The organism is Microbacterium sp. LMI12-1-1.1, from assembly GCF_040676455.1.
In the GTDB taxonomy this organism is placed as follows: Bacteria; Actinomycetota; Actinomycetes; order Actinomycetales; family Microbacteriaceae; genus Microbacterium.
On the sequence record NZ_JBEGIA010000012.1, the window covers coordinates 701,052 to 713,607 of the forward strand.

Below are 12,556 nucleotides of genomic sequence, written 5' to 3' on the forward strand. Positions count from 1 at the left end.
GATCCGGCCGGCCGCGGGCGCCGCGCCGTCGCCAGGCGCGATCACTCTCGCGCGGAGGCGTGTCCGCCGCTGAGTCGCCCGAGCAGGGTGACGAGCTGCGACAGATCGTCCGTCGTCCAGTCCCGTGTGCGGTCGCGGAGCTCAGCGCCTCTGTCGGCGAGCGCGGCCGCCACGCCCACATTCCCCGCCTCGGTGAGCCGCATGATCACGCCGCGCCTGTCGTCCGGGTCGGGAGAGCCGGCGACGAGACCCAGGCTCCGCATCCTGCCGATCAGGGTGCTGGTCGAGCTCCGGTCCATGCCGACCGCATCCGCGATCACGCTCGGCTTGGCAGGACCGAATGCGTAGAGCCATCGGGCGATGTGGAATGCGGCCGGCTGGAGTCCCTCGTGGAAGCGGGCGGCGCTTCGTTCGGTGAGGGCTCGCGTCGCGCTGAGCAGAGCATTCACCTGCTCTCCGAGCGCGAGTTCCAGGCGATCCCGATCGTCCAAAGGCATCGAAGAACTCGTTTGCATATCCAAACTATAGCTCCTACAGTGATGGAGATTTACAAACTAGATTGCCGCCGTCGTGCCGACGTCGGCTCGAAGAGAGGAACCGGCTCATGTCCGATCCGCAGACCATCGTCCTGACCGGTGCCACGAGCGGCCTGGGCCGCCTCGCCGCGATCGCACTCGCCCGACGAGGATTCCGGCTGGCGCTCACCGCGCGGGACGAGCCGAAGGCGGCCGAGACGCGAAGCGAGATCGAGGTCGCGGCGCCGGGCGCTCAGGTCGGCATCCACCTCGGAGATCTGTCGCAGATGGACGACGTGAGGCGTGTGGGCGCTGAGATCCGCGAGCGATACGAGCGCGTAGACGTGCTCGTCAACAACGCCGGGCTGCATGCGTTCGAGCAGCGGGTCACCGTGGACGGCTATCCGCAGATGGTGGCCGTGAACCATCTCGCGCCGTTCCTGCTGACCGAAACCCTCCTCCCCGCCCTCGGCCGCGGGATCTCCCCGCGGATCGTCAACGTCGCGTCGGAGGCATCCCGTCGCCACGGCACGCTCGTACTCCCCGCCGACCTCACCGACACCACCCCGTTCACTGTGCGGGGATCTTCGGCGGTGTACGGCAAGACGAAGCTGATGAACATCATGTTCACGATGGAGCTCGCCCGGCGGCTCGCCGGCACGGGCATCACCGTCAACGCCCTGGACCCGGGATTCAACGTGACCGGCCTCGGGCGAGAGCTGAACTTCGCGCAACCGTTGGAGCGTGTGCTGCGGGCGCTGCGCATCGGCGATCCCCGCCGCGGCGCGGAGCTCATCGTGGACGTCGCCACTGATCCTGCGTTCAGCCGGGACACCGGGGTTTATGTCACCGCGCGCGGCCGCCGGCGGATCACGCCCAGCGCGCCCGGCGACGATCCGGCCGTGCAGCGCGAACTGTGGGACGCGACGACGGCACTCCTCGCGCGCCGGGGTGCGCGGACACCCGCCGTGCGGCGGCCGTCCGGCTCAGGCGCGGAGTAGAGCAGCCCGGGGCGCCGCGTGCTGAGGAGTCCCGCTCCGGTCCCGGAGCCCCGCTCGAGCTCAGGAGCGTGCGCGCCGCAGCAGCGAGATCCGCACCGTGCGGAGCCCGTCGCCGTAGAACATGAAGTGCCGCTCGTCGCCGTTGAGCGTGCGTCGGGGTACCCACACGCCGTCCCGCAGCACCTCCTCCCGGAGCTCGTCGATCTCGACGATCGCGTCCTCACGCGTGAACGACAGCGACGCCGACGTCGCCGTCACGAGGAACTCATCCTCGCCGGTGAGCAGGATCAGCCCGTAGCCGACCTTGTCCTCGGCGTTGGAGCCGGTGCCGGTGCCGAAGATGCCGCGCGTGTCGAACGGCCCGCTGATCGTGATCTGGAACCCGCCGATCTCGACCTGCTGCTGTTCGCCGGTGCTCACCCGGAAGCCGTGGATGCGATCGTCCGCCTGTGCCTGCACGATCTCGCTCGACAGGGCGTTCAGCACCTCGTACGCGCGGAAGACCTCGTGCCCCGTCGGCAGGTCCTCGATCCCGAACGGGTTGAAGCCGATCGCCTTGTAGGCGCCGACAGCGATGAACGCGAGTGCGGCGTCGGGTCTCGCTTCCGGCACGTAGATCGGGTTGCCCTCGATCGCATACTGCGCGAGCGTGCCGTCGAAGTCGTCCACGTAGATGTCGGGCGAGAGGAAGGCGAGCGACGGGGCGCCGATCCGCCAGATGTCCAGCATCCGTGCGACCGGGCCTCCGCTCGGATAGCGGCCGGGCTCGAGGGCGTTGGGCTGCGGGCCGAGCCATGCGTTGGCGAACACCGGCAGGCCATGCCGCGAGACGCCGGCACGGGCGACCGCGTCGACGTACCGGCTGAAGCCCCAGCTCATGAAGATCTCGGCCGCTTCGCCGTCGGTGCCGAAGACTTCGGCCCAGGTCCCGGAGGTGCGGGCGCCGTTGCGGTCCCACGCCGCCCTGACGTGGGGATGCAGGCGGTCGCCCAGCGCGGAGAGTCCTCCGAGGAGTTCGGCGGGAACCGCCGCGTTCCAGGCGGCCAGCGCGAGCGGGGAGCGATCGCGGCTGTCCCCGAGCAGGCCGACCTCGTTCTCTACCTGCACGGCGATGATCGTGCCCGACGAGTCGACCTCGGCGATGTGGGCCATCAGCTCCGCGAACGCGCGGGCGTCGGCATCCCGCAGCCGCTCGTCGAAGACGCTGAGGATGGGCGCGTCGAGAGCGAAGCGCCCGGTGAGCAGCTGGGTCTGGTCGCGCTCGGCGCGGGTGAAGCGATCCTCGTCGCGTCGCACCCACGACGGGGCGTACGTCGACTCGGCGTTCTTGTACGCGCCGAACCAGATGAGGACGAGACGGATGCCGTGCCGTTCGGCCTGCCGGATCTGATCGTCGACGGCGGTGAAGTCGAAGCGCCCCTCCTCGGGCTCGACGAGCTGCCAGCTCGCCGTCCCGATGACGGTGCCGACGCCGTTCGACGCGAGGTGGTCCCACACCGGCGCCATGTACTCGGGGCTCGAGGCGCTGGAGTTGTGCAGCTCGCCGCCGAGGGCGAGATACGGCTTGCCGTCGACGAAGAGATGCGTCGCCGCCCCGTTGCGCCGCACCGTGGGCAGCACGCGTCCGCCTGTCGGCTCCGTCGTCGTGTCGGTCACAGCGGCATCACTCCTCGTCGTCGGGCGCACAGCGCTCCCTGTCGTTCCGATGCTGACAGTGCGGCAATCGGTTGTCAAACCTTGCCGCGGACGCCCGATGTCAGGGCATCGTCGAATCGCCTTCAGGGGGGTGCGCCGCCGTGATCTGCGACGGCGCACCCTCCCGCCAAGCCGCTGTCAGCCGCCGTTGGACGACCGGATGCCGTCGGCGAGGGCCTCGAACGTGTAGACGAAGCCGCCTCCCGGACCGCTCACCGTCGCGTACCCGGTGGTCTCGCCCGGCACGATCGCGACGTTGGTCGCCGACGTCACGTCGTCGCCGGCGGGCGCCTCGATCGTCCTCAGGAGCTCGCCGTGCGCGTCGTACACGAGGACGGCGGCCCGATGGTGCAGGCCGACGTAGAGATTGCCGTCCGCGTCGGTGGCGAGCGAGTCGATCTGCGCCTCGCCGACGCTCGCGAACACGGCCGGATGCGCCGTGGCAACGGCCGTCCCCTCCGCATCGAGGCGGAGGAAGTCGATCCGGTTGCCGGTGTTCTGGCTCACCCACAGCCCGTCGGCCCCGGGCGTGAATGCGAGCCCATTCGGCGCGGGCAGCTCGGAGGCCAGCACCGTGGCCGTCGCGCCGTCGCGGTCGATGCGGAGCAGGCGACCGCTCGCCTGCCAGTACGGGTCCTGCGCGCCCTGGGAGTCCGTCACGTAGAGGTGACCCTCCTCGTCGAACGCGATGTCGTCGGGGGCGATGCGCGCACCCTCGACCTCCGCGTCGAAGAACGTCCGCGCATCCTCTCCGTCCGCGGTGGTGCTGATGATCGTTCCGAGGAAGTCGGTGAGGTAGAGGCGGCCGTCGTGCGGGCTGAACTGGGCGGAGGTGATGGCGCTGGTGTCGTCCGTGTACACGGTGCTGACCTCGGTGCTCTCCAGATCCACGCGCATCACCTTGGCGGCGCCCGGCGGCGCCGTCACGTCGACGACGTAGAGGTCGCCGTCGGGTCCGATGACGGGGCCCTCGACGAGCGTCATCCCGGTCGCTTCATGGACGGAGGACACCTGCACCAGCCGCTCGAGCTGCGCCTCGCCCGGGTCGCCCGGGCGCGCTGGGGTGCTTGCGTCCGCTGCCGCGGCGCAGCCGGTGGCTCCCATGAGCGTGAGCGCGGCGAGCGCTGCGACGCTGAGCCGCCTCATCGCGCGACTCCTGTCGCAGCCTCGCGGTCGAGGTCGTCGAGCTCGTCGTCCAGAGCGTCGCGAACGAGGACGTCGGCCATCGACCCTGCGCGCCACTCGCGCAGGAGGCGGCGGAACACCACCGGGCCGGGGCTGTAGGTCATGCCCGTGATCGCGCGCGTGCCTTCGCCGTTGTAGTAGCCCGGCGTGCACTCGGCCTGGAACGCACTGGTGTCGTTGGCGGTCGCGACGACCTCGCGGCACCAGAGCTCTTCCGCCTCCGCCGTCGGCTCGATGACGTCGACGCCTTTGCCGCGGCCGCGTGCGATGACGGCGGCGATGTGCTCCGCCTGGTCCTGCAGGATGTGCACGAAGTTCACCGAGTTGGCGTTCTGCAGCGCCCCGAGGTGGAAGAGGTTCGGAAAGCCGTGGCTGTAGAACCCGTGCAGTGTGCGCGGACCGTACTGCCAGTGCTGCAGCAGCGGACGACCGCCGCGCCCGAACACGGGCAGGGTGCCCGACAGCACGCCGGAGACGCCGGCCTCGAAGCCCGTCGCGAAGATGACGGCGTCGACCTCGTACTCAGTGTCGCCGACGACGATGCCGGTCTCGGTCATGCGGGTGATGCCGCCGTGATCGGCGGTGTCGACGAGCGTGACGTTCTCGCGGTTGAAGGACGACAGGTAGGTGTCGCTGAATCCCGGCCGCTTGCACATGTAGCGGTACCAGGGCTTGAGCAGCTCGGCCGTCTCGGGGTCGTCCACGATCTCGTCCACCCGCGCGCGGATGCGCTCCATCGTCGCCGCGTCCGCCAGCTCGTCCTGCAGCCGGCGCTCTTCGAGGGGGAGCGACTCGTCCACGGCGCCGGAGAGGATCTGCCGCTGCAGGTGCGGCGTCCGTGTCCACCCGTCGTCCACGAGGCTGTGCTCGACCGGCTCGCCTGCGAGGACCGCGAGGAAGTTGTCCATCCGCTCCTGCTGCCAGCCCGGCTCGAGGGACGCCGCCCACTCCGGGTCGGTGGGGCGGTTGTCTCGGACGTCCACGGTGGAGGGCGTGCGCTGGAACACCAGGAGGTGGCCGGAGGCCTCGGCGAGGTGCGGGACCGCCTGGAGTCCGGTCGCGCCGGTGCCCACCACGGCCACGCGCTTGTCGCCGAGCTTCGTCAGACCGCCGTCGGCGCTGCCGCCGGTGTAGTCGTAGTCCCAGCGGCTCGTGTGGAAGGTGTGGCCGCGGAAGTCCTCGATCCCCGGGATGCCGGGCAGCTTGGGGTGCGTGAGCGTGCCGGACGACACGACGACGTGGCGGGCGTGGAACCGGTCCCCGCGATTCGTCTCGACACTCCACTGCGCGAGATCCTCGTCCCAGGTGAGCGAGGTCGCACGGGTCTGGAAGAGGGCGTCGCGGTACAGGTCGAATCGTTCCGCGATCGCAACGGCGTGACGGCGGATCTCCTCACCGGGCGCATAGCGCCAGGCGGGTACATATCCCAGCTCCTCGAGCAGCGGCATGTACACGTACGACTCGATGTCGCAGTGGATGCCGGGGTAGCGGTTCCAGTACCAGGTGCCGCCGACGTCGCCGGCTTCGTCCATGAGGCGGACGGATCGGATGCCGGCCTGCTGGAGGCGGGTCGCGGTGAGCAGTCCGCCGAATCCTGCGCCGATGACCAGGGCCTCCGCCGGCGTCGTGACGGCCGCGCGCTCCTGGCGCTCGGTGTAGGGATCTTCGGCGTAGTAGCCGAAGGCGCCTGCGGCCCGACGGTACTGCGTCGCGCCGTCAGGGCGGAGCCGCCGGTCGCGCTCGTGCGCGTATTTGGCGCGCAGGGCGACCAGATCGATCTCGGCGGTGGGCTCGTGCGTGTTCGTCATCATCCTCGTTCTCGCTCGTCGGCGCAGCGACGGCGCCTCGAGGAACACCGGGCAGGGCACGGTGGCGGCACATCAGCCGCACTCTTCGCGCCGACACAGCCGTGGATCGGATTGCTCGAGAAGGTTAGCTTCTGGCTAAGTAGTTTTGGCTGAGAGTCCACTGGGATAGCGTGAGCGCATGGGGGAGGACGACGATCGTCGAGCGGTGCTCCAGCGGATCGAGGCGCTGTCGATCTCGATCGCCGTCCGCTCCATCCCGAGGATGCTCGAGCCGCTGCGTTCGGGCAGCCTCTCGCTGCAGCAGCTGAAGGTCCTGTCGGTCGTCGTCACGACCGAGGAGGGGGCGAGCGTCGCCCAGCTCGCCGGGAGTTTCGGCGTGACCATGGCATCGATGTCCAACCTCGTCGACCGGCTCGTCGCCGGCGGGTTCGCCGAACGCGCGGCCGACGCTCGCGACCTGCGTGTCCGCCGCGTCCACAGCACGGACCTCGGCCGTGCCGCCGTGCAGCGGGTGATGGGCGCGCGACCCGAGCTCGGCGCCGACGTCCTCGGTCACCTGTCGCTCGAAGAGCTGCATGCGCTCGAGATCGGCCTCGGCGCGGTGGGTCGCGTGCTGCGGGACGGCGTGTGAGCTAGCGGCGGGGCTTCGTTCGACAGGCTCCTCGCGCTGCCGAGAGGCCGGCGGCTTGCGACGGCGAGCGGCGCGAGGTACTGTGCAATCGGTTGCCATGCAATACCCGCAGCGCGCCGACCGTGCCATCCCACGAAAGACGACGATGACTTCAGCGCCCTACGACCTTGCGATCGACAGCGGCGGGGACCAGTTCCCGGTCGCCGGCGTCGCGCCGCGCCTCTCGTGGAAAGACCCCGTCGGCGCTTGTGACGAAGACGGCTTCGAAGTGGAGGCGATGGTCGACGACGTGAGCCTGCCGGTCGCCCGCGTCGCCGGCAGCCGGTACGTCGAGTGGCCCTGGCGCGCCCCGAAAAGCCGCGAACGGGTCGCGTGGCGCGTGCGCGGGGTGTCGTCCGGCACCGTGTCGGACTGGTCCCCGTGGCAAAAGTTCGAGGTGGGCCTGCTCGACCAGGACTGGCAGGCGCGGTGGATCAGTCCGGTCGAGGGCGACGACCCCGGGTACGGCCGTCGGCCGGCGCACACCCTCGCGGTCGCGTTCGAGCTTCCTGCACGGGTGGTGTCCGCCCGCCTCTATGCCACGGCTCTCGGCCTGTACGAGGCGCTCGTGAACGGCCGGCGTGCGGGGACCGCCGAACTCGCGCCGGGTGCCACCTCGTACGACCGCACGCTCTACGCGCAGGCATCCGATGTCACGGCCGGCCTGGAGCCAGGAGCCAACCGGCTCGAGATCGTCCTCTCGGACGGCTGGTACCGCGGGCAGGTCGGCGCGTTCCGGACTCCCGCCGAGTGGGGGAGCGTGCTCGGCGCGCGCGCCGAGCTGCACATCGACCTCGAGGACGGCTCCCGCCGTGTCATCCGCACCGACGGCGGGTGGACCAGCGCGCCCACCGTCATCACGCGGGCGGACCTCATGGACGGCCAGACGACCGACTTCACCTCGGCGACGGGACCCGCGCTGCCGGTGCTCGTGGACCAGGTCGACGCGCCGCCGATCGAGTGGTCGCCCGCCCCGCCGATCCGCGTGATCGAGTCCCGTCCGGCGGTATCGGTGACACCGGTGCGCGACGGCGTATGGCTGGCCGACTTCGGTCAGAACGCGTCGGGGTGGATCACCCTGCGCGACCTCGGTCCCGCCGGCACGATGACCGTGCTCGAGTACGGCGAGTTCCGCGACGCCACCGGTGACCTCTCGACGTCGCACCTCGACTCGCACCGTCCCGACGCCACGATGGTGTTCGTCCAGCGCGACGAGGCCGTGTCGGCGGGCGACGGCTCGGTGTTCGAGCCGCGACACACGATCCACGGCTTCCAGTACGTCCGGATCTCGCGGGATGCGGCATTCGATGCGGCGAGCATCGAGATGCAGATCGTGCATACCGACCTCGCCCGCACCGGATCCTTCGACTGCAGCGATCCCGACCTCACGCGGCTCCATGCGCTCGCGGACTGGAGCTTCCGGGGCAACGCGGTCGACATCCCGACCGACTGCCCGACCCGCGAGCGCCTCGGCTGGACCGGCGACTACCAGATCTTCGCTCCCACAGCGACACGTCTGTACGACGTCAGCGGCTTCACGCGCAAATGGCTCCGCTCGGTCCGGGACGACCAGCTCGATGACGGGCGGATCGCCAACTTCTCGCCCGACGGCAGGCGGGTCAGGCTGCACACCGACGCTCAGTTCGCGATGATGACGGGCTCCGCAGGCTGGGGCGACGCCATCACCGCCGTGCCGTGGGAGATGTACACCGCCTACGGCGACCGAGGCGTGCTGTCGGAGAACTGGGACGCCATGGTGCGGTGGGTGCACTGGGCCCTCGCCACCGCCGAGGGCTCACGGCATCCGTCCCGCGTTCAGCGGTCCAGCGAGCCGCAGCCGCACGAGCGCTACCTCTGGGACGGCTCGTTCCACTGGGGCGAATGGATCGAGCCCAAGCGCAAGCGCGCCGACGGCACGCTCATCGACCCCGTGCAGGACAACCCGCAGGCGTGGTTCATGGCAGACAAGGGCGAGGTCGGCACGGCGTTCCTCTACCGTTCGCTGGACACGCTGACGCGCACGGCGGCGATCCTCGGGCGCTCCGCCGACGCGGCCACGTACGGCGAGCTCGCCGGGCGCGTCCGCGACGCGTGGCGCACCGAGTTCCTCGTCGGCGACGGCCGCACCGTCGCCGACACCCAGGCCGCGTACGTGCGGGCGCTGTCCTTCGGGCTCATCCCCGATGACCTGCGGGACGCCGCGGCGTCGCGCCTGGTCGAGCTGATCCGCGAGGCGGGCGATCATCTCGGCACGGGGTTCCTCTCGACCGGAGATCTGCTTCCGGTGCTGGTCGAGAGCGGGCACGCGGATGTCGCATACGACGTGCTGCGGCAGCGCTCCTCGCCGTCCTGGCTCAACATGATCGACAAGGGCGCGACGACGATCTGGGAGGACTGGGACGGCATCGACGACGAGGGCAGAGCCCATGAATCGCTCAACCACTACAGCAAGGGCGCGGTGGTGCGATTCCTCCACACCCATGTAGCGGGACTTCGTCAGGCTCCCGGCTCGATCGCCTGGGAGTCCGTGATCGTGCAGCCGACCCCGCACCCCACGCTCACGTGGGCGAAGACCACGCACGAGTCGCCGCAGGGCCTCATCAGTGTGTCGTGGCGCAATGACGACGGCCGGTTCGAGGTCGACGTCGACCTGCCCGCCGGTACGCGCGGCACGCTGGTGCTGCCGGACGGATCGGAGCGGGAGCTCACTCCCGGCCGGATCACGGCGACCACGACGACGGGCGTCCTCGCATGAGCACCCTCACGCCTCTGGACGCGGCCCTGGACGGGAACCCGCCCGAGCCTCGCGATCCCTGCCGGCTGCTGCCCGGCGACCGGCGCACCCGCGACATCGCGCAGGCGCTCTACGAGCGGGTGGCCTCCGCCTCGATCGTCTCGCCGCATGGCCATGTGCCCGCCGAGTGGATCGCCCGCGACATCCCGTTCTCCGATCCGACGGCCCTGCTCGTCACCCACGACCACTATGTGACGCGGCTGCTGCACGCGTCGGGCATCGATCTCGCCGAGCTCGGCGTCGGCGGCCACCGCATCGACCCGCGCACGGCATGGCGGCTCTTCGCCGCGCGCCAGGCCGTGTTCGCCGGCACGGCGACCGGCTACTGGATCGACGAAGAGCTGCGGAACGTCCTCGGCATCGACCTCGTGCTCTCCGCCGAGACCGCCGACGCCGTGTACGACCGCATCCAGGAGAAGCTCGACGCGCCCGGGTTCCGGCCGCGCGCCCTGTTCGAGCGCTTCGGCATCGAGGTGCTCGCGACGACCGACGACCCGCTCGACGACCTGCGGTTCCACGACGAGATCGCGGCGAGCGGGCTTCCCGGCCGGGTGCTGCCCACCTTCCGGCCCGATCGCTATCTCGACCCGGACTCTGCCACCTTCGCGGCCGACGTCGACCGTCTCCTCGCGAGCGAGGGGCAGGCGACGGACTTCCGCGGCTACCTCGCCGCACTCGAGGCACGCCGGGCCCACTTCATCCGCCACGGCGCGACGTCGGCCGACCACGGCATCGAGGACCCGGCCACGGTAGACATGGCCGACGACGAGGCAGCGCAGCTCTTCCAGCTGGCCGTGTCGGGTCGTGCCGATGCGCGCGAGCGCCAGGCGTTCCGCGGCCACATGCTGCTCCAGATGGCGCGGATGAGCGTCGACGACGGCCTCGTCATGACCGTGCACGCGGGCGTGATCCGCAACCACAGCACTCCCACATTCGAGCGTTTCGGCGCCGACACCGGCCACGACTTCCCTCGCCGTACCGACTTCGTGCGTGGCCTGCGCCCGCTGCTCGAGCGCTTCGGGCTCGAGAAGTCGTTCCACCTGGTGCTGTTCACCGTCGACGAGACCGTGTACTCGCGAGAGATCGCCCCGATGGCCAGCTTCTACCCGAGCGTCTACATCGGCGCTCCGTGGTGGTTCCTGGATGCACCCGACGCCATGGCTCGCTTCCGCTCCGCGGTCACCGAGTCCGCCGGCTTCTCACGGGGCTCGGGCTTCATCGACGACACCCGCGCCTTCCTGTCGATCCCGGCCCGTCATGACACCGCACGACGAGCGGATGCCGCGTTCCTGGCGCGTCTCGTGCGCGAGGGTCGCATCACCGAAGCGACAGCGGGCACGGTCATCGACGACATCGTCGGGCCCCAGCCGAAGCGGGTGTTCAAGCTGTGACGGGTCCATCGACCGACCTCGAGACGGCCGCCGTCCTCCGCAGGTCGCGGCCGGCGCCACCCGTCCGCATCGTGCATCTTGGCCTCGGCGCCTTCAGCCGGTCGCACACCGCCTGGTACACCGGCCGGGCCGCCGATGCCGAGGACTGGGGCATCGCCGCCTACACCGGGCGCAGCGCCGGACTCGCCGCGGCGCTGACCGCGCAGGACGGGGTCTACACGCTCGTCGAGCGCTCTGCCGACGGCGATCGCCACGAGGTCGTCGAGAGCATCGTGCGGGCGCATCCGGGCGACGACGTCGCCTCGCTCCTCGCCGACATCGCGGCTCCGGCGACCGCCGTCGTGACGCTCTCGATCACCGAGGCCGGCTATCGCACCGGCGCGGACGGGCTTCCCGACGGAGGCGACCCGCTGGTCCGTTCGGATCGCCGGCTTCTCGCGCAGCTGGCCGGCGGCGACTCCGAAGCCGCGTTCGGGCTCCAGACGGTGCTCGGCCGACTCGTCGCGGGGCTGGATGCGCGGCGGCGCGCCGGCGCGGGACCGCTGGCCGTGGTCTCGTGCGACAACATCCCCGACAACGGCGGGCATGTGGCGCGGGCGCTTCTCGCGCTCGCGGCATCCGTCCCCCGCACGGCGGAATGGTGCCGGCTGAACGTGTCGTTCGTCTCCGGCTCGGTCGACCGGATCACGCCGCGGATCGAGGCGGACGAGCTGTCGCGCCTGTCCGAGCGGTACGGGGATGCCGTACCCGTCGTGGCGGAGCCGTTCAGCGACTGGGTGCTCTCGGGCGCGTTCCCCGCCGGCAGGCCGGCGTGGGAGACAGCCGGGGCGCGCTTCACGGACGAGCTCGAGCCGTGGGAGGCGCGCAAGCTGTGGCTGCTCAACGGGGCGCACACGATCCTGGCATGCCTCGGCCCGCTTCGCGGCCACAGCCTGGTGTCGGAGGCGATCGGCGATCCGGTGTGCCGGACCGCCGTCGAGCGGTTCTGGGACGATGCGGAGCGCAACCTCCCCGTGCAGCTCGACATCGGGCTGTATCGTCATGCCCTCCTCGAGCGCTTCGCCAACCCGCGCATCGCCCATCTGCTGTCGCAGATCGCGTCGGACACCGCGACGAAGATCCGGCTGCGCATCGTTCCCGTCGCCGAACTCGAACGCGCCGCCGGGCGGTCCGCGGAGGGATGCGCCGGCGCGCTCGCCGCGTGGCTCGTCTCGCTGGATCAGCCGGACGGGGTCGCCTGCCTACCTGACCTCATCGCGGGCGTGAGTGCGTCCCTGGCCGCGGACGAGGATTTCGCCACGTCGGTGGCGCTGTCGGTGCCGGGTATCCAGGCCGCCTTCCTCTGAACGCGCGGGATCCACTGAGATAACGGCTTTGTCACATTCTGGCAATCGGTTGTCAGAATCGACCGATGCTGCTTTACTGGCCCACAGCCCCAAGTATGCGTCCCGTCACGACGTTCGTGACAAGCGGTTGCATGAAGAATTCATTCGAAGG

9 protein-coding genes are annotated in these 12,556 nt (G+C 70.5%); 5 read left to right on the top strand and 4 right to left on the bottom strand.

The features are described from left to right. Window positions 1-41 precede the first annotated feature (41 nt). Window positions 42-497, bottom strand: a complete 456-nt coding sequence (locus tag MRBLMI12_RS11685; protein WP_363356642.1) for a MarR family winged helix-turn-helix transcriptional regulator — start codon at window positions 495-497, stop codon at window positions 42-44. Window positions 498-604: 107 nt separating this feature from the next. Here MRBLMI12_RS11685 and MRBLMI12_RS11690 point away from each other — a divergent pair, with 107 nt between their 5' ends. Continuing rightward, window positions 605-1,516, top strand: a complete 912-nt coding sequence (locus tag MRBLMI12_RS11690; protein WP_363356643.1) for an SDR family NAD(P)-dependent oxidoreductase — start codon at window positions 605-607, stop codon at window positions 1,514-1,516. A 60-nt stretch (window positions 1,517-1,576) separates the two neighbouring features. Here MRBLMI12_RS11690 and MRBLMI12_RS11695 read toward each other — a convergent pair whose 3' ends face one another. From MRBLMI12_RS11695 to MRBLMI12_RS11705, 3 genes are all read right to left on the bottom strand, one after another. Next, window positions 1,577-3,172, bottom strand: a complete 1,596-nt coding sequence (locus MRBLMI12_RS11695; RefSeq protein ID WP_363356644.1) for a DUF5597 domain-containing protein — start codon at window positions 3,170-3,172, stop codon at window positions 1,577-1,579. 177 nt (window positions 3,173-3,349) lie between these two features. After that, entirely contained in the window at window positions 3,350-4,357 is a 1,008-nt protein-coding gene (locus MRBLMI12_RS11700) for an SMP-30/gluconolactonase/LRE family protein (RefSeq protein WP_363356645.1), read from the bottom strand. Then, window positions 4,354-6,204, bottom strand: a complete 1,851-nt coding sequence (locus MRBLMI12_RS11705) for a flavin-containing monooxygenase (RefSeq protein ID WP_363356646.1) — start codon at window positions 6,202-6,204, stop codon at window positions 4,354-4,356. The genes MRBLMI12_RS11700 and MRBLMI12_RS11705 overlap by 4 nt, the downstream gene beginning before the upstream one ends. A gap of 178 nt (window positions 6,205-6,382) precedes the next feature. On the opposite strand from MRBLMI12_RS11705, the gene MRBLMI12_RS11710 reads away from it, so the two are divergent. The 4 genes from MRBLMI12_RS11710 to MRBLMI12_RS11725 all read left to right on the top strand — a co-directional run bounded on the left by MRBLMI12_RS11710 (window position 6,383) and on the right by MRBLMI12_RS11725 (window position 12,405). Beyond that, window positions 6,383-6,835 carry a MarR family winged helix-turn-helix transcriptional regulator gene (locus MRBLMI12_RS11710; RefSeq protein WP_363356647.1) on the top strand — a complete coding sequence of 151 codons (453 nt, stop codon included), beginning with the start codon at window positions 6,383-6,385 and terminating at the stop codon, window positions 6,833-6,835. Window positions 6,836-6,980: 145 nt separating this feature from the next. Beyond that, entirely contained in the window at window positions 6,981-9,629 is a 2,649-nt protein-coding gene (locus tag MRBLMI12_RS11715; RefSeq protein WP_363356648.1) for a family 78 glycoside hydrolase catalytic domain, read from the top strand. Further along, complete coding sequence (gene uxaC / locus MRBLMI12_RS11720) at window positions 9,626-11,059, top strand: glucuronate isomerase (RefSeq protein WP_363356649.1); 1,434 nt, start codon at window positions 9,626-9,628, stop codon at window positions 11,057-11,059. Before MRBLMI12_RS11715 ends, uxaC begins: the two co-directional genes overlap by 4 nt. Beyond that, window positions 11,056-12,405: a mannitol dehydrogenase family protein gene (locus MRBLMI12_RS11725; RefSeq protein WP_363356650.1), complete on the top strand. Its 1,350-nt coding sequence runs from the start codon at window positions 11,056-11,058 to the stop codon at window positions 12,403-12,405. The genes uxaC and MRBLMI12_RS11725 overlap by 4 nt, the downstream gene beginning before the upstream one ends. Window positions 12,406-12,556: the final 151 nt, after the last annotated feature.

What these genes read in the sequence shown, in the direction of transcription:
- MRBLMI12_RS11685 (WP_363356642.1), bottom strand. Translation starts at nt 497, where the DNA reads ATGCCTTTGGACGATCGGGATCGCCTGGAACTCGCGCTCGGAGAGCAG.
- MRBLMI12_RS11690 (WP_363356643.1), top strand. Translation starts at nt 605, where the DNA reads ATGTCCGATCCGCAGACCATCGTCCTGACCGGTGCCACGAGCGGCCTG.
- MRBLMI12_RS11700 (WP_363356645.1), bottom strand. Translation starts at nt 4,357, where the DNA reads ATGAGGCGGCTCAGCGTCGCAGCGCTCGCCGCGCTCACGCTCATGGGA.
- MRBLMI12_RS11705 (WP_363356646.1), bottom strand. Translation starts at nt 6,204, where the DNA reads ATGACGAACACGCACGAGCCCACCGCCGAGATCGATCTGGTCGCCCTG.
- MRBLMI12_RS11710 (WP_363356647.1), top strand. Translation starts at nt 6,383, where the DNA reads ATGGGGGAGGACGACGATCGTCGAGCGGTGCTCCAGCGGATCGAGGCG.
- MRBLMI12_RS11715 (WP_363356648.1), top strand. Translation starts at nt 6,981, where the DNA reads ATGACTTCAGCGCCCTACGACCTTGCGATCGACAGCGGCGGGGACCAG.
- uxaC (WP_363356649.1), top strand. Translation starts at nt 9,626, where the DNA reads ATGAGCACCCTCACGCCTCTGGACGCGGCCCTGGACGGGAACCCGCCC.